The organism is Moraxella sp. CTOTU48268, assembly GCF_032069585.1.
In the GTDB taxonomy this organism is placed as follows: domain Bacteria; phylum Pseudomonadota; class Gammaproteobacteria; order Pseudomonadales; family Moraxellaceae; genus Faucicola; species Faucicola cinerea.
Window position 1 is genome coordinate 17,745 of record NZ_DAMALV010000016.1, and the last position, 16,413, is coordinate 34,157.

Consider the following 16,413-nt stretch of genomic DNA (forward strand, 5'->3'; position numbering starts at 1 on the left):
CTTTTTGCCCTCGTCTGATTTGTTCACTGTTACCTTATGGCAGTGTTGAAGATTCTTGCTAATCATTTAGCAATTTTTATCTAAAACAACTTCCCAGTATCATTTTTGAAGACGACCATAAAAGGTGATGACAGTGACTCAAACTACCCAAGCTCCCAATATGACGGGAGAAAACCAAACGGCTCACGCTGCACCCAATTTTGACAAAAAAACCGCCAAAGCCTCAGCAGGTGAACCTGTCATGATGTCTGGTGCAGAAATGCTGGTGCAAGCGCTAATTGACGAAGGTGTTGAATACATTTTTGGCTATCCAGGTGGCGCCGTGTTGCATATTTATGATGCTTTGTTCAAACAAGATAGCATTGAGCACATCCTCGTGCGTCACGAACAAGCAGCGGGTCATATGGCAGATGCTTATTCCCGTGTGACAGGTAAAACTGGGTTGGTATTGGCAACATCGGGTCCAGGCGCCACCAATACGGTTACCGCCATCGCTACCGCGTTTATGGATTCTATTCCGATGGTTATCATCTCAGGTCAGGTGCCTTCAAGCCTCATCGGTGATGATGCGTTCCAAGAAACTGATATGATTGGTGTGTCACGTCCTGTCGTCAAACACAGTTTTCAAGTACGTCATGCCAGCGAAATCCCAGAAATCGTGCGTAAAGCGTTTTATATCGCAAGCTCTGGTCGCCCAGGTCCTGTGGTGATTGATGTACCCAAAGACAAAACCGCGCCTAACGAAAAATTTCCTTACCATTTCCCTGAGTCGGTCAGTATGCGTTCTTACCAACCATCGGTTCGCGGTCATTCAGGACAAATTCGTAAAGCCATCGAAACCTTACTTGCTGCTAAACGCCCTGTATTATATTCAGGGGGTGGCGTGATTGCGTCAAACGCAAGTGCAGAATTAACCGCATTAGCTCGTTTACTTAATTTGCCGGTGACCAATACTTTGATGGGATTGGGCGCTTATCCAGGGTCGGATAAACAGTTTTTAGGTATGCTTGGGATGCATGGTACGTATGAAGCCAATATGACCATGCACAATTCAGATGTAATTTTGGCCGTCGGTGCGCGTTTTGATGACCGTGTGACCAACAATACGCAAAAATTCTGTCCAAACGCTAAAATTATCCATATTGATATCGACCCTGCATCAATCTCAAAAACCATCAATGCACACATCCCGATCGTCGGTGATGTAAAAAATGTGCTAAGTGATATGCTCGCCGTATTAACAGAAAATAACGCACAGCTTGACCAAGCCGCGTTAAATGATTGGTGGGCGCAAATCAATGAATGGCGTAAACGTCATGGTCTGCGCTATGACAAAGACGACAGCAATGGCATGAAACCACAGCACGTTGTTGAGCGCTTATATGAGTTAACGCATGGTAAAGCTATCATCACATCTGATGTGGGTCAGCACCAAATGTTTGCAGCCCTATACTATAAATACGATGAGCCGCGTCAATGGTTAAACTCAGGGGGTTTAGGCACCATGGGGGTAGGATTGCCTTATGCAATGGCAGCCAAACTTGCTAACCCCGAGCGTGATGTGGTCTGTATCACAGGTGAAGGCTCAATTCAGATGAATATCCAAGAGCTATCAACTTGCCTACAATATAACTTACCAGTGAAGATTCTAAATCTTAACAACGCCCAGTTGGGTATGGTAAAACAATGGCAAGACATGATTTATGAAGGTCGCCATTCGCACTCTTATATGGATTCATTGCCAGATTTTGTCAAACTTGCAGAAGCTTACGGTCATGTCGGTATCCAAATCACTGACCCAGCCAAACTTGATGAACAACTTGCTTATGCTTTATCACTCAAAGATCGATTGGTATTTATCGATGTGCTAGTCGATAAAAACGAGCATGTTTATCCAATGCAATTAGCAGGTCAGTCAATGCGTGATATGTGGTTAGCCAAAGGGGAGCGTACCTAATGAAACATTTAATTTCTGTCTTAATGGAAAATGAATCAGGGTCACTGTCTCGTGTGGTTGGCTTGTTTTCACAACGTGGCTACAACATCGAGACATTGAACGTCGCGCCAACCGATGACCCGACTTTATCGCGTTTGACCTTGACCACAGATACCGATCAAAATAAGATTGAGCAAGTGACCAAACAGTTGCACAAGCTGATTGAAATCGTTAAAGTAACCACGCTGACCGATAGTGTACATATTGAGCGCGAACTCATGCTGATCAAAGTGCGTGCCACGGGTAGCAACCGCGAAGAAGTGAAGCGCTGTGCGGATATCTTCCGTGCAAGTATTGTTGATATCACGCCCAATGTCTATACCATTCAAATTGTCGGTGACACCGCAAAATTGGACGGCTTTATCGAATTGATGGGACGTGAACGCATTTTAGAGGTAGTACGTTCTGGTGTTATTGGTATCGCTCGGGGCGAAAAAATCCTCAGCGTCTAAATTTACCAACCTTTTAATAGTAGTTGTTTTTTACACAAGGAAATAGTTATGAACATTTTTTATGATAAAGATTGTGATCTATCAATCATCCAAGGCAAAAAAGTTGCGATTATCGGCTATGGCTCACAAGGTCACGCGCACGCATTGAACCTAAAAGACAGCGGCGTTGATGTTACGGTAGGTCTTCGTAAAGATTCATCATCTTGGAAAAAAGCAGAAAATGCCGGCCTAAAAGTAGCTGAAGTAGAAGAAGCCGTCAAGCAAGCTGACTTAGTCATGATTTTGACCCCTGATGAATTCCAAAAACAACTATACAATGACGTGATTGAGCCAAACATCAAACAAGGCGCCACGCTTGCATTTGCCCATGGTTTCTCAATTCATTATAACCAAGTGGTACCACGCAAAGACCTAGACGTCATTATGATTGCGCCAAAAGCACCGGGTCATACCGTGCGTAACGAATTTGCCACAGGCGGCGGTATTCCTGACTTAATCGCCGTTTACCAAGATGCCTCTGGACAAGCCAAACAAGTCGCATTATCTTACGCGATGGGCGTAGGCGGTGGTCGTTCAGGTATCATCGAAACAACGTTCAAAGACGAAACTGAAACGGACCTATTTGGTGAGCAAGCGGTACTTTGTGGTGGTGCGGTTGAACTGGTCAAAATGGGCTTTGAAACCTTGGTTGAAGCAGGCTATGCCCCAGAAATGGCTTACTTTGAATGTCTACACGAATTAAAATTGATCGTAGACTTGATGTACCAAGGCGGTATTGCTGATATGAACTATTCAATCAGTAACAACGCAGAATACGGTGAATACGTAACAGGTTTAGAAGTTATTAATGACCAATCACGTGAAGCGATGCGTAATGCCCTAAAACGTATCCAATCAGGTGAATATGCAAAAATGTTTATTGCTGAAGGTATGTCAAATTACCCATCAATGACAGCGCGCCGTCGTCAAACCGCTGAGCATGAAATCGAAAAAACAGGTGCCAAACTTCGCGGTATGATGCCTTGGATCACCTCAAGCAAAATCATCGACAAAGAGAAAAACTAGTTTTGCACCCAGTTAGTTTTACCAATGGCATCATACCCAATTGGTAAAAACAATAAAATGACAATAACCCTGCGCCGTGTAAAGTTACATGGACAGGGTTTTTTAGTATAAAATAATGGGTATACATGTAAAGTTTATGAGATTTGTTTTGAATATAGCGTCTGTTTGGCAGTTGTCGACTGCAACTTTTTTACACACTTTTAGCGGTATGAGTTCTTTGCCTGCATTGGCAAATCCTTTGAATCACCTGATGGGGGATAGCTATACATTAAATTGGCAAGCAATTTATCTGGTCGGTACCTTAATTGTCGCTCTACTGATTGCGTATGAATCCATAGTTTTGAAGAAAAACTTAGGAAAACTGCCGCAATCGACGTTATTTAGCGTGAGCTCCATATTAGAAACTGTGTGGCTTATGGTATCCGTGGTTGCCGTATATTATGGTGCATTTAGTACCATTGCCAAAGTCGTGCCATTTGCCTATATTTTGTATAGCATATTTGGTTGGATTTATGGATTTTATCTACTCAAAGATCAGGCAAGCGATATTAAAGATGTCGATGATATGAGTATGCCCATCAAATATATGGACTACAGTCTATCATTTTCACTGGTGATTATCGTGACCAGTATTGCGATATTTATCAATATGTTGATGAACGGTGTTATCGCCTTTAATCTAGCTTAATAAAGTCAATTTAAATCCCTTTTTAATTGTAACTTTGTGGTAAAAAATTCAAAAAATAGTAGGTGAAACGCTAAAACTAGGCTATACTGTCATTATTCGCTAAAATACACTTAACAAATTTTTGGCGATGACAATTTATAACACCCTGTATTTACCTAAGTAATTGCAAGCGTTATAGATAACATAGTTAATTTTTAATGTAGGATTTTTTATGTCAGATAAAGCTACTGGTACTGTAAAATGGTTCAATGAGAGCAAAGGTTTCGGCTTCATCGCTCAAGACAATGGCGGTCAAGACGTTTTTGCTCATTACAGTGCAATCCAAGGTTCAGGTTTTAAAACACTTAAAGAAGGTCAACGTGTGAGCTTCGTATTGAGCCAAGGTCAAAAAGGCCCACAAGCCGAACAAATTGAAGCACAATAATAATAACTACAAGCTTAATTGTTTGTTTATTAACTGCTTATCTTAATTAGCTTGCAATAAAGAAAAACAACCAGACGATAGGTTGTTTTTTTTTGCGCGTTTGTTTTATGTTGAATGTTTATATCAAGCACAAGACATTGTATGTTGAATATCATTGTATGTTGAATATTTAGTTAAAAAATTTCCCTAATTATTTTAGTTATGATATATTCGAAAAATTCAAGAATTTTTGATGTATTCAAACCATTTTTTTATGACTTAAAATTCATAGGATTTTCTTGATTTGTTGGGTAAGTTATCGCAACATATATTATTAACGAAGATAATGGGTATTGTGAGTATTCACAGTATAACTATTCTTTTTAGTTCGCTAAGTTAGCTCACCAAGCTATTTTTAGTGAAAAAGAATAGGATGTTCATTTTATCATGACTGGGGATACTTGGATTTATCCTCCTTTTTTAATTCATATAACAAACGAGGAACGTATGAAAGCATTAGTTGCTGTTAAACGTGTAGTTGACTATAACGTAAAAGTTCGTGTAAAAGCGGACAACACTGGTGTTGACTTAACCAATGTTAAAATGTCTGTAAACCCATTTGATGAGATTGCTGTGGAAGAAGCTGTACGTCTACAAGAAGCGGGCGTGGTCTCTGAAATTGTTGTTGTATCTATCGGTCCAAAAGAAGCACAAGAACAAATCCGTGGCGCAATGGCACTGGGTGCAGATCGTGGTATTTTAGTTGAAACGACCGACACTGTGCGTCCCCTACAAGTGGCAAAAATTTTAAAAGCGATTGCACAAGCAGAAGCCGCTGACATCATTTTACTAGGCAAACAAGCGATTGATGATGACAACAACCAAACAGGTCAAATGCTAGCGGCATTGATGGATGTGGGTCAAGCAACCTTTGCATCACAAGTAAAAGTCGACGGTGGTAGCGTCAATGTAACACGTGAAATCGATGGTGGCTTACAAACCGTTCAGTTATCATTGCCTGCGGTTATCACCACTGATTTACGTTTAAATGAACCACGTTATGCCAAACTGCCTAACATCATGAAAGCGAAGAAAAAACCATTAGAAGAGAAAAAACCAGAAGATTATGGTGTTTCTACCGCTAGTAACATTCAAATCGTAAAAGTAACGCCACCTGCAGAGCGTAAAGCGGGTGTTAAAGTTAAATCGGTTGACGAGTTAGTCGATAAATTAAGAAACGAAGCTAAAGTTATCTAATCATTTAACTACCTTCAATTTAATTCGTCATTTAACGATAGCGATTATCAAATATTAAGGAAAATCTCATGGCAATTTTAGTATATGCAGAACATGATAATAAAGAGATGAAAAAAGCAACACTCAACACCGTAACGGCAGCAAGCAAAATCGGTGGCGATATCGTTGTATTAGTTGCAGGTCTTGGCTGTGAAGCCGTAGCAGAACAAGCCGCTAAAGTAGCAGGTGTTTCAAAGGTGCTTTGCGCAAGTAATGCTGCTTTTGAGCATCAACTGGCTGAAAACGTCGCTAAACTCGTCGTATCGCTTGCAGGTGATTATAGCCATATCGTTGTACCAGCGACAACAACAGGTAAAAACTTCTTACCACGCGTTGCCGCTTTGTTAGACGTAAATATGCTAACTGATGTGACCGCTGTGATTGATGCAGAGACATTTGAGCGTCCAATCTACGCAGGTAACGCCATTGCAACCGTTAAAGATACTGAAAGCAAAAAAGTTATCACAGTTCGTACCACTGCATTTGATGCAGCGGCAGCAGAAGGCGGCGCAGCTAGCATAGAACAAGTAAGCGCAGGCGAAGATGCGGGTAAATCAAAATTTGTCGGTGAAGAGTTGGCAAAATCTGATCGTCCAGAATTAACTGCTGCAGAAATTGTTGTATCAGGTGGTCGTGCATTAGCCAGCGGTGAAAACTTCACCAAGTATATTGAACCACTGGCTGATAAGCTAGGCGCTGCGATGGGTGCATCACGTGCCGCAGTTGATGCAGGTTATGTGCCAAACGACCTACAAGTGGGTCAAACGGGTAAAATTGTCGCACCAAATCTATATATCGCCGCAGGTATCTCAGGTGCTATTCAGCATTTGGCAGGTATGAAAGATTCAAAAGTTATCGTTGCCATCAACAATGACCCAGAAGCGCCTATCTCTCAAGTGGCTGATTATTTCCTAGAAGGTGATATTTTTACAGTCTTGCCAGAACTAACTAGTAAACTGTAATTGTCGCTGTCATAAGCTACCAAGCGATAAATATAAAAAAACCTCATATTTTTTGAGGTTTTTTTATTTGCTATTTACTGGCTAAGCACTGACTTAATTATCGCTAAAAGTATATTGATTGTTGTATAGCGACTAGGTAATATAATAAAAATTGTGGGATTTTATTGATAGTAAATTTTCTGGGAATAAATTGTGAAAATGGATTTAAAAAAATTCCGTACTGAGCTTGAGCAGCTGCTTAGCGAGCAGCAACTAGATAATGTAAAAGTACGTCCTTTTATCTGTTCAGGCTCACCACTCAAGTGTAAAATCATGATGGTCGGCTACAATCCGGCTCGCGAAGTTAATTTAGACGTGTTTGATGTAAATATTTGGCATGATGACACAGGGTTTGATCGTGAATCGTTTGCTGAGCATTATGACATCGCTAGCTACAATGATGATTTACAGTGGAATCGCAACCATATATTTCAGCAAAATTTGATTGATGAACTCTCAAACCATCCTGTGATTGAAACTTACCTTTATAGTGTTATCACCCCGAAAAAGACTTTACTAAGCCCCCAACATAAACACACCCATCTATTTGATTGGCTATATAGTATTCTAAAACCTGTCTTAGTCATTACCCAAAATATTGATGTAATTAAATATTTTGAACGAGAAGCCAATAAAACCCTCGTGAGAAATACTTTTAATGCCATCACTTATCGCGATTTACACTGTGTGATTTTGCCCATCAGCCATTTATCCAAAAAATGGAATGACACTGAAATGTACCATTTGAAAGAAGAAATTGATGAGCTGTTTAATTTAATTACTGTTTAGAGAATAGTGTTTAATTGATAAATTTATAAACCAATAATAAAAAAGCTTAACAGCATCATCTGTTAAGCTTTTATAATTAAAGATCAAATTTACAACCAACCTGCCTTTTTAAATCGATAGTAAAGCGTAAAACAAATGGTCAAAATAAATGCCAACAAAATATAGTAGGCATAATGCATTTTTAGCTCAGGCATATTATCAAAGTTCATTCCATAAATCCCTGCGACGGCGGTCGGAACCGCGAGGATACCTGCCCAAGCGGCAAGTTTTCGTACCACCTCATTCTGACCCATATTGACCACGGCCATGTAAGTATCCATGGCAACACTGAGCATTTCGTTCAGTCCATTGACCGCATCGAGCGCCCGCAGTAGATGGTCATTGACGTCGCGAAAATACGGTTTGGCTTGGCTAGGAAAACTTGGAATCAAATCAGTCTTTTTATGATTGATAAAAAAATTACAGATATCTTGTACGGGTAAGATGACAGCACGCATATGTACGAGCTGTGATTTTAATTCATACAAATTGCGCAGCGTATGCTTGTTAAAGTTTTCAGAGAAAATTTCCCGTTCTTGCTCACGCAAATAACGCCCTAATTTTTCAGTGATAGGTAAGTAGTTATCGACGATAAAGTCTAGAATGGCATGCAGTACAAAGATGGGTCCAAGGCGTAATTTTTCTGGTCGGCGATGACAAAAATCTCGCACACTTTCGTAGCTATGAGAGGCACCTTGACGAATAGTGATGATATATTGCTTACCCATAAAGATAGCCGTAGTGCCATAACGAATGGTGTTTTCGGTCAATTTGGCGGTTCGTACCACCACGAACACGCTATCATTACCATAGCTTTCAACTTTGGCGCGTTGATGCTCAGCGAAAGCATCTTCAATGGCAAGTTCGTGCAAGTCAAATGCCTCTTGGACTTCTCGAATGGTTTCAATACTTGGGTCGTGTAGTCCTACCCAAACAAATACATTGTTGTTGGATAATTCGCGGCGCACATCATCAAGCTCAATCTCGCCGATTTTTTCCCCAGATTTACGAGAGTAGGCGAAGCAGTTGGCAATCTCATTTTTCCCTTTAAAGCGATCTTCGGTGATTTCAGCTTCAGGGTTGTACTCGGGGGGTGGTACATCGGTAGGTGCATAGACTTCGACAGTGCTATCATCGTCATAATCTTCGCCATAGATATAACTATCATCACCATGCAAATCGAGTTCTTCATCAGCGATTTCATCATACATGATATCAGCGTTGGCAAGGGTAAAAGCATCTGCAGACATATCATGTGGCGGATTAAGCGTTGAGGCTAAAGGCGGCGTTACGCGCTGGGTCGTCTGAGTGGGGTGCTCTAATAAATCGTCGCTGCGTTCAGATAAATTTTTGTTTTGGTGGGGTGGCGTCATAACCAAAAACCTCGCTATCACGATTTGAAAGAGTTGTATCAGATCGAATAAATGTGTCCAGTCGTTATCAAAGTACTAAAAGGTAGCAACCACAAAACAGCAAGTAAACATCAAAGTAAGCCACTTTGCCTGTTTGTTCTTGCTATTTTGTAATTCTCAGTGATTTTTAAACGAATAAAAAAGAAGTCATGCATTGACAATGCAATCGTACCGCTAAAATTAGATTGATAATGATAACAGTGAAAAATGACAATCTCAAGATAATTATACGTGACAGACCGCTAAAGCCTAGTTGAATCTAGTTAACCATGGACTTAGCAACTGTCATTTTTTCACTATCGCCTTAAATAGCGTACTGCTGCAGTGTCTCTATATCCACTAACTCTAAGAGACTCTCATGACATGCGGCAAGCTTTAGCGGCGGCGCAACCCCTGCATCCAATGCTTCCACCCAGCGCAGAGCACACACGCACCAAAAATCATTGGGCTGCAGTCCTGGAAAACCAAATTCGGGTAAAGGTGTCACCAAATCATTGCCCTTGGCAACAGAAAATTCTAAAAATTCTCGGGTCATTTTGGCGCAAACCGTGTGTAAGCCGACGTCACCAGCGCCGGTATGACAAAAACCATTTCGATAATAACCTGTTAACGGGTCAAAACAGCAACTCGCTAGTGCGGTACCCAGTACATTGGTTTGGTTTAATTCAGCTTTTGGATGATAGGACATAAAGAGCTCTTTTTTCGTTTTAATTGTGTTAGATGAAAGATTGGCTAAAGTTGAGAGATAGATGTTGGTAGTTTTTCTAAAGCAGGGCTCTGAGTTTTTTGCATAAAATCTCGCGGATAAAATTGCTCAAGTGCATCTTTGTTTGCCTCACTTACTGCCTTGTCAAACACCTCAGCCAAACGTAATTTTAAATACCCTAAAGCGATACCAAAAAAGATTTGGCTTAACGCATCGCTTTGTGCGTCGAGCTGTGGTGCATTGGGGAGTAAATTAGACAATAGACTGGTGGAGCGCTCAATAAATGGATGGGGGGTAGCACTTGATGGATGAAAGCGCTCGGTGGCAAAGGCGCGAACAGTTTGATTGATAATGCCTAAGCTCAGGCTTATTAAAGCAGCAGATTTTTCATCAGCGAAAATTTGCGGCATAAGGTGCGCCAAAATCACACTGCTTTCAGTGATGAGTAATTGATTATCGGTGAGCAGGGCAGGTACTTGGCTAAAAGGGTTGACCGCTAATAATTCTTGTGGGTTTTCCCAAGGCATGACAAATATAAGCTCGGCATCAATTTGCTGGCGTAAACAGGCGACCATCACGAGACGGGCGAAAGGGGAGGTGGTTGAGACAAAGAGTTTCATGGGTGAATTGGATTTCCCTATAATGATTGCGTGAGTGTTAGTTTTAATAAATAAGTTTCAATAAAATTGTATCGCAGTTTAGCATAAAAAATTGGGCAATAAAAAAATGCCTAAGCCCAGTGAAGCTATGATACAATGAAAAGGAAAAGTGCCCTTATTTTATTCTTTGCTTATTTTATTTTTGTAAGTGCCCTTCTCATCGATTATTCTATGATTTTACATGGTAATTCATGGTCTATGTTTTCATATGGCCGCTTGTTGTCATGTCTAGTGATATATCATTTAATCATCCTTAGGATTTATTGTGTCAAATTTAGCATCAAATTCCACAAATGTGGCAAATCAGTCTGCTTTTTATCTTAATACAAAAAATACTTGGCTATTACCCGATGGGGTTGTCGATTTACTATCAACCGAAGCGGTAAAGCAAGAAACCCTGCGTTATCAATTGACCCGTATTTTAATCAGCCATGGCTATGAATTTATTAGCCCGCCTATGATTGAATATACTGAAAGCTTACTCGGCTATGCGTCTGAAGATGTTAAATTACAAACTTTTAAAATCATTGATCAGCTAACGGGTCGGCTCATGGGGGTGCGCGCAGATATCACCCCACAAATTGCGCGGATTGATGCGCGTCTACACAATAATCAAGACACTAGTAACCCATCAAAATCAATTTCCCGCTATTGTTATGCAGGGCATGTAATCTATACCATGCCAAAGGGCTTATTTGGTTCGCGCACCCCGCTACAGTTGGGCGCTGAGATTTTTGGTACCGACTCACTAGCCAGTGAAGTGGAACTATTAGATGTGCTATTTACCTTGTTAGATAGCACGGATGTGATTGCACGCTCGCATATTGATATTGGTCATGTGGCGATTTTTCAGCAGCTTTGCCAGCTTGCCAGTGTACCTACGCATCTGCAAGAAAAACTAATTGAGCTCTATGCTAATAAAGCGTTACCTGAGCTGAAACTTTTGACCAGCAAAATGAGCCAGTTTGGCGAGCTTGCCAACGATTTTTATGTGCTAGGCGAGGCAGGTAATGACTTGCAAAAACTGCGCGAACGGCTCTCAACTCAAGCTAAACACGATGCTATCATTGCTAAAGCCTTGTCTGATTTGACTTATTTGGTGCGCTATCTTGAAGACCACTGGGATGCCAACGTCAGTGTCGATGTCACAGGATTGGGATATCACTATCATACAGGCGTTGTCTTTAATGTGTACGTGGCAGATGAGTCATTGCCGCTGATTCGTGGTGGTCGTTTTAGCAATCATTTTCATCATGAAGTTGATAATACCGATGCCGTGCGTTCGGGCGTTGGCTTTAGCTGCGAACTAAACCGTTGGCAAAATCATATCCAAGTACATGAGCAGCCTTTTACCGTGGTGCCTTATAGCCATGTACAAACTATTTTACATGTACCCAATCATCCTGATGCGCCAGCGCTCAAACAAGCGATTGACTCACTACGCCAAGAAGGGCATCGGGTGATGATTGCGCTGGATGAAACCGATGAACCTGAGCAAACCACCCACCGCTTACAAGTAGCGAATGGGGTTTGGTACTTAGAGCATTTGGCAGAAAATTAATTTTTAAGCTGTTGTAAACTTGTTTTTAGCAATTACTTTGATAAAAGGTGACTTATCATGAAACATACGGGAAAAAACGTCGTTGTCCTTGGTAGCCAGTGGGGCGATGAGGGTAAAGGCAAAATCGTTGACTTATTGACTGAAAAAGCCAGTGCTGTGGCGCGCTATCAAGGCGGTCATAATGCCGGTCACACTTTAGTCGTTGGCGGTAAAAAAACCGTATTACATTTGATTCCATCGGGTATTCTACGTGAAGGGGTTACTTGCTATATCGGTAATGGCGTGGTGCTAGCCCCAGACGCGCTATTAAAAGAAATGCAATCACTGGTTGAAGCAGGCGTGCCTGTGCGTGAGCGCCTCCGTATTTCACCCAACTGCCCACTGATCATGCCTCAGCATGTAGCGCTTGACCAAGCCCGTGAAATCAAACGCGGCAACAACAAAATTGGCACGACCGGTCGTGGTATCGGCCCTGCCTACGAAGATAAAGTAGCGCGCCGTGCGTTGCGTTTTGCTGACTTGTTGCGGGCTGACTTTGCCGATAAACTAAAAACTAACCTTGAATACCATAACTTTGCCTTGACCCAATATTATGGGGTGAACGCAGTTGATTTTGATGCGACCTTAAAGTTGGCAGAAGAGTGGCGTGATGCGCTAAAAGACTTGGTGGCTGATGTGACAGGCGAGCTTGACAAGCTATGCAAAGAAGGCAAAAACTTAATGTTTGAGGGCGCGCAAGGTACGTTGCTTGACGTTGACCACGGCACTTATCCCTTCGTTACCAGCTCAAACACCACCGCTGGCGGCGTGGCAACGGGCACGGGTCTTGGACCCTTGTACTTTGACTATGTATTGGGTATCACCAAAGCTTACACCACGCGCGTGGGTGCTGGTCCTTTCCCAACAGAGCTATTTGATGATATCGGTGAGCACATCGGTACTGTGGGTCAAGAATTTGGTGCTACCACGGGCCGCGCCCGTCGTTGTGGTTGGTTTGATGCAGCGATTCTACGCCGTGCTGTGGTACTAAACTCACTATCTGGTATCTGCTTGACCAAGCTTGATGTGTTAGATGACCTTGAACACCTTAATATCTGCACGGGTTATGAATTACCAAGTGGGGAAGTTTGCGGCTCTAGCGATGCGGAGTTTTACGAGAATGTCAAACCCATCTACGAAACTTTGCCAGGTTGGAAAACTAGCACTGTGGGTGTGACAGAGTATGACAAGCTACCTGAAAATGCCAAAGCTTATATCAAACGCATTGAGCAGCTCATCGAATGTCCCGTTGACATTATTTCAACAGGTCCTGACCGTGCCGAAACCATCGTGCTACGCGACCCGTACGATGCCTAACCCTCACTTATCAAAAAACCCGATATGACATCGGGTTTTTTATTTTAGGGCAAAAAATGCTGAATGATAGCTTACTCGCCTTAGCCAATTTATTAACCTCTGCTTTAACCGCCATTACAGGCGTGGGCGGCGGCATGATACTCATTGGACTGATGCCATTTTTTGTGCCTGCTGCAGCGATTGTGCCAGTGCATGGCGTGACCCAGCTCGTTAGTAATGCCACGCGCGCTTGGTTTGGTCGGGATACTTTAGACTTTACCTATTTTTGGCAATTTTTGGCGGGCTCATTGACGGGACTGTTGGTATTTGGCATGTTAGTACGCTTTATCCATTTAGAGCTTATTCCGTTATTTATCGGCATTTATATCTTACTAATAACTTGGTCAAGCACTTTTAACCGAGTGATCCGCCGTTTTGAAAGTTTCTTTTTGGTCGGATTTGCACAAACGGGCTTGGGCGTGTTTGTTGGCACACCGGGTCCGCTCAATATCGCCATGCTCAATAAGTACTACGATGATAACAATGTCGTTGTCACCACGGGCGCCTTGATGATGACAGTGGTGCATACCGCTAAGTTGCTAGTTTATGTGGCGATGGGATTTGTGTTTGCCGATTATTGGCAGTTGCTAGTGATGATGGTGGTCATGGCAACCGTGGGCTCATGGCTTGGCACCCGACTGCGCCATAAAATCCGTTTAGACTGGCTAGAAAAAATCCTGCCGTATCTACTCACCCTCATAGCACTCAAGTTGATTGTCGATATCGCCCGCCGCTATTTTTTTTGAACCGCTAATGCCAAAAAATCTCAGTGATGAGCGCGATGGCAATGATAATAAATATCAAGCCACATAATCGATTGAGCCACATCAAGCGATTGCCCAATTGCAGCCAATCCGACAGTTTTTTGCCGCTCATGGTATAAACCAGCTGCCACGTTATCTCAATCATAAAAAACCCCACCGTGAGTATGAGGTATTGCGGCAGTAAAGGCGCGGAAAAATTGATAAATTTGGGGAAAAATGCGGCAAAAAACAAAATCGCCTTGGGGTTGGATAAAGACACCCAAACCCCTGTTTTAAACAGTTGCGCGGGGGTCGGTATGACCTGTAACTGGTCACTGTGCAATTCGCTGTCAGCTTGGCGCCAAGATTTTATCCCAAGATAGGCTAAATACAGCGCGCCAACGACTTTGATAATGGTCAGCAAAAAAGGCGCGTTGGTACTGATAAGCCCTAGCCCTAACAGTGACGCTGTCAGTAATATAAATAAACCCATGCTCAGCCCTGCTAACGTCCATAGGGTTTTTTTGATGCCATAATTGACACCAAATTGGAACGCTAATAGCATATTAGAGCCAGGCGCTGCTGAGATAAGGCAAGTACTGATTAAAAAAAATAAGAAATTTTGCAGGGTCATTAGAATTTATAGTAAATAAGTGAAAGATAGCGATGCAACGGTTAATGAGAAGTGTTGGCAGAGGGTGGAATGACAAACTGCCACTGCGGGTTAAAAAACCGTCGAAACATCAGCAAAGTCGCTATTGTACACCCTAAGGTACTGCTGGTGGCAATTAAAAACAGGGTTATAATTTGATAAAGCACGGCTTGGTGCGGGTCTGCGCCTGCCAAAATTTGTCCTGTCATCATACCCGGCAAGCTCACTACCCCCACCACCATCATGCTGTTAATCGTCGGTGTGATGCCATTTTGAATGGCAGCAATGACATAGGGTTTTGCAGTTTCCCAAGGCGTGGCGGACAATGCCAAATAGGTATTAATCATATTTTGTTCGCGATGAAAACTGCTGACAAGTTGGTTCATAGAGAGTGAGATAGCAGTCAATGAATTACCTAAAATCAGCCCCAATAACGGTATCATCACTTGGGGGCGAAACCAGCTAGCCGCGTTGTCTGACAATATCCACCAACCACCAAATATAGCCACCACCCAACTACTGACAAACACCGCCAGCGCCGTATCCCAAAATAAACCTTGATAGGGTTTATTAACCCGATTTTTGGCAGCGATAGTGGCGACAATCGACATAAAAGTCAAAATCGCTAACACTTCATACCATTGCTCTCTGGCAAAAATCCACGCAAGGACCAGTCCAATGAGGCTTAGTTGAACCACCGTGCGAAAACTTGCAATGAGCAGGGATTTGACGATACCCAATTTTAACCAAACACTGATTGCCATCACCAGTAATAATGCCAGGCTTGCCAGCGCCACTTGTAGGTAGGAGATAGCGGGCATGGTGCTGGCTAACATCATCATGGCTGATTGCCTTGTACTATGGATGCTACTTTGCTATCAATTGTTAACTTGTGATTGCTCAATTGACCATTAGCCATCGTCCAATGGCTGGTGCCAATCGTCAGTAAGCGCTGAATTTGGGTCGGCTCATGGCTGATCCACACGACGGTAGCATTGGGGGTGGACTGATACCAGTGGTTAATCAATGTTTCGACTTGGTGGGTGGTAGTGGTATCAAGGGAGGCGGTAGGCTCATCAAGTAATAAAATGGTCGGGTGCAACTGTAGCGTGCGTAATAAATTGACAAGCTGTTTTTCGCCACCCGATAAGCTGCGGCTATCTTGCTGTAAAAACTGGGGTGATTTGCCAAGGTTAACTAGCTGCTGCTCGTGCCAAGATACATCAATTTTTTTGTCTTTATAAAGTGCAAAGCTAAAGGGCAGGCTCAAGTTATCTAAGACGCTGCCCTCAATCATCTCACTTAGTTGCGCAATATAGGCCACCTGTGAGCGCCAGATAGCCGGCGTCAATTCGGTCAAATTTTTGCCGTTTAAGGTGATGTGACCTGCTGACATAGGTAATAGGCTTGATAATAGCTTTAGCAGTAACGATTTGCCACTGCCCGATTGTCCCGTGATGACAATAAAATCATGGTCATGGATTTCATCTGAAACATGATTAATGAGTGTTCGATTGTCGATTTGGTAGGACAGTTGGTCAAATTGCAGCATGGCT

The 16,413-nt window shown here is 42.5% G+C and carries 17 protein-coding genes; 11 read left to right on the forward strand and 6 right to left on the reverse strand.

The genetic code is table 11. The features are described from left to right. Positions 1-241: 241 nt before the first annotated feature. The 8 genes from RT143_RS07115 to RT143_RS07150 all read left to right on the forward strand — a co-directional run bounded on the left by RT143_RS07115 (position 242) and on the right by RT143_RS07150 (position 7,690). Positions 242-1,957 carry an acetolactate synthase 3 large subunit gene (locus RT143_RS07115; protein ID WP_313092142.1) on the forward strand — a complete coding sequence of 572 codons (1,716 nt, stop codon included), beginning with the start codon at positions 242-244 and terminating at the stop codon, positions 1,955-1,957. Continuing rightward, positions 1,957-2,448 (forward strand): acetolactate synthase small subunit, encoded by a 492-nt coding sequence (gene ilvN / locus RT143_RS07120; RefSeq protein ID WP_007116784.1) that lies wholly within the window; start codon positions 1,957-1,959, stop codon positions 2,446-2,448. Before RT143_RS07115 ends, ilvN begins: the two co-directional genes overlap by 1 nt. Positions 2,449-2,496: 48 nt before the next feature. Next, positions 2,497-3,513 carry a ketol-acid reductoisomerase gene (ilvC, locus tag RT143_RS07125; protein ID WP_065252581.1) on the forward strand — a complete coding sequence of 339 codons (1,017 nt, stop codon included), beginning with the start codon at positions 2,497-2,499 and terminating at the stop codon, positions 3,511-3,513. A 148-nt stretch (positions 3,514-3,661) separates the two neighbouring features. Further along, positions 3,662-4,201, forward strand: coding sequence for a hypothetical protein (locus RT143_RS07130; RefSeq protein WP_313092103.1), 540 nt, complete (start codon positions 3,662-3,664; stop codon positions 4,199-4,201). Positions 4,202-4,412: 211 nt separating this feature from the next. After that, on the forward strand, positions 4,413-4,625 hold the full coding sequence (locus RT143_RS07135) for a cold-shock protein (protein WP_007116781.1): 213 nt from the start codon (positions 4,413-4,415) through the stop codon (positions 4,623-4,625). Positions 4,626-5,111: 486 nt separating this feature from the next. Further along, positions 5,112-5,861 (forward strand): electron transfer flavoprotein subunit beta/FixA family protein, encoded by a 750-nt coding sequence (locus RT143_RS07140; RefSeq protein WP_050324357.1) that lies wholly within the window; start codon positions 5,112-5,114, stop codon positions 5,859-5,861. A gap of 68 nt (positions 5,862-5,929) precedes the next feature. Continuing rightward, on the forward strand, positions 5,930-6,862 hold the full coding sequence (locus RT143_RS07145; protein WP_313092104.1) for an electron transfer flavoprotein subunit alpha/FixB family protein: 933 nt from the start codon (positions 5,930-5,932) through the stop codon (positions 6,860-6,862). Positions 6,863-7,054: 192 nt separating this feature from the next. Then, positions 7,055-7,690 carry a hypothetical protein gene (locus tag RT143_RS07150; RefSeq protein ID WP_313092106.1) on the forward strand — a complete coding sequence of 212 codons (636 nt, stop codon included), beginning with the start codon at positions 7,055-7,057 and terminating at the stop codon, positions 7,688-7,690. 89 nt (positions 7,691-7,779) lie between these two features. On the opposite strand, the gene corA is transcribed toward RT143_RS07150, so the two are convergent. The 3 genes from corA to RT143_RS07165 all read right to left on the reverse strand — a co-directional run bounded on the left by corA (position 7,780) and on the right by RT143_RS07165 (position 10,467). After that, positions 7,780-8,940, reverse strand: coding sequence for a magnesium/cobalt transporter CorA (gene corA, locus RT143_RS07155; RefSeq protein ID WP_257621452.1), 1,161 nt, complete (start codon positions 8,938-8,940; stop codon positions 7,780-7,782). 505 nt (positions 8,941-9,445) lie between these two features. Then, a complete protein-coding gene (locus RT143_RS07160; protein ID WP_065252584.1) occupies positions 9,446-9,829 on the reverse strand; it encodes a DUF2237 family protein in 384 nt (127 codons plus the stop codon). Positions 9,830-9,873: 44 nt separating this feature from the next. Further along, entirely contained in the window at positions 9,874-10,467 is a 594-nt protein-coding gene (locus RT143_RS07165) for a glutathione S-transferase N-terminal domain-containing protein (protein ID WP_313092108.1), read from the reverse strand. 304 nt (positions 10,468-10,771) lie between these two features. Here RT143_RS07165 and RT143_RS07170 point away from each other — a divergent pair, with 304 nt between their 5' ends. The 3 genes from RT143_RS07170 to RT143_RS07180 are packed head-to-tail and all read left to right on the forward strand — an operon-like array spanning position 10,772 to position 14,208. After that, positions 10,772-12,067 carry an ATP phosphoribosyltransferase regulatory subunit gene (locus RT143_RS07170; protein WP_313092109.1) on the forward strand — a complete coding sequence of 432 codons (1,296 nt, stop codon included), beginning with the start codon at positions 10,772-10,774 and terminating at the stop codon, positions 12,065-12,067. 57 nt (positions 12,068-12,124) lie between these two features. Further along, a complete protein-coding gene (locus RT143_RS07175) occupies positions 12,125-13,423 on the forward strand; it encodes an adenylosuccinate synthase (RefSeq protein WP_313092111.1) in 1,299 nt (432 codons plus the stop codon). A gap of 56 nt (positions 13,424-13,479) precedes the next feature. After that, entirely contained in the window at positions 13,480-14,208 is a 729-nt protein-coding gene (locus tag RT143_RS07180; RefSeq protein ID WP_313092113.1) for a sulfite exporter TauE/SafE family protein, read from the forward strand. Positions 14,209-14,212: 4 nt separating this feature from the next. Here RT143_RS07180 and RT143_RS07185 read toward each other — a convergent pair whose 3' ends face one another. The 3 genes from RT143_RS07185 to RT143_RS07195 are packed head-to-tail and all read right to left on the reverse strand — an operon-like array spanning position 14,213 to position 16,409. Further along, positions 14,213-14,839, reverse strand: coding sequence for a LysE family translocator (locus RT143_RS07185; protein WP_313092114.1), 627 nt, complete (start codon positions 14,837-14,839; stop codon positions 14,213-14,215). Positions 14,840-14,880: 41 nt separating this feature from the next. Further along, positions 14,881-15,699: an ABC transporter permease gene (locus tag RT143_RS07190; RefSeq protein ID WP_313092116.1), complete on the reverse strand. Its 819-nt coding sequence runs from the start codon at positions 15,697-15,699 to the stop codon at positions 14,881-14,883. After that, positions 15,696-16,409 carry an ABC transporter ATP-binding protein gene (locus RT143_RS07195; protein WP_313092118.1) on the reverse strand — a complete coding sequence of 238 codons (714 nt, stop codon included), beginning with the start codon at positions 16,407-16,409 and terminating at the stop codon, positions 15,696-15,698. Before RT143_RS07195 ends, RT143_RS07190 begins: the two co-directional genes overlap by 4 nt. Positions 16,410-16,413: the final 4 nt, after the last annotated feature.

Bases quoted from the DNA above. Each gene is read 5' to 3' on its own strand.
- RT143_RS07115 (WP_313092142.1), top strand. From the start codon at position 242: ATGATGTCTGGTGCAGAAATGCTGGTGCAAGCGCTAATTGACGAAGGT.
- ilvN (WP_007116784.1), top strand. From the start codon at position 1,957: ATGAAACATTTAATTTCTGTCTTAATGGAAAATGAATCAGGGTCACTG.
- ilvC (WP_065252581.1), top strand. From the start codon at position 2,497: ATGAACATTTTTTATGATAAAGATTGTGATCTATCAATCATCCAAGGC.
- RT143_RS07135 (WP_007116781.1), top strand. From the start codon at position 4,413: ATGTCAGATAAAGCTACTGGTACTGTAAAATGGTTCAATGAGAGCAAA.
- RT143_RS07140 (WP_050324357.1), top strand. From the start codon at position 5,112: ATGAAAGCATTAGTTGCTGTTAAACGTGTAGTTGACTATAACGTAAAA.
- RT143_RS07145 (WP_313092104.1), top strand. From the start codon at position 5,930: ATGGCAATTTTAGTATATGCAGAACATGATAATAAAGAGATGAAAAAA.
- corA (WP_257621452.1), bottom strand. From the start codon at position 8,940: ATGTATGATGAAATCGCTGATGAAGAACTCGATTTGCATGGTGATGAT.
- RT143_RS07160 (WP_065252584.1), bottom strand. From the start codon at position 9,829: ATGTCCTATCATCCAAAAGCTGAATTAAACCAAACCAATGTACTGGGT.
- RT143_RS07165 (WP_313092108.1), bottom strand. From the start codon at position 10,467: ATGAAACTCTTTGTCTCAACCACCTCCCCTTTCGCCCGTCTCGTGATG.
- RT143_RS07175 (WP_313092111.1), top strand. From the start codon at position 12,125: ATGAAACATACGGGAAAAAACGTCGTTGTCCTTGGTAGCCAGTGGGGC.
- RT143_RS07180 (WP_313092113.1), top strand. From the start codon at position 13,480: ATGCTGAATGATAGCTTACTCGCCTTAGCCAATTTATTAACCTCTGCT.
- RT143_RS07185 (WP_313092114.1), bottom strand. From the start codon at position 14,839: ATGACCCTGCAAAATTTCTTATTTTTTTTAATCAGTACTTGCCTTATC.
- RT143_RS07190 (WP_313092116.1), bottom strand. From the start codon at position 15,699: ATGATGATGTTAGCCAGCACCATGCCCGCTATCTCCTACCTACAAGTG.
- RT143_RS07195 (WP_313092118.1), bottom strand. From the start codon at position 16,409: ATGCTGCAATTTGACCAACTGTCCTACCAAATCGACAATCGAACACTC.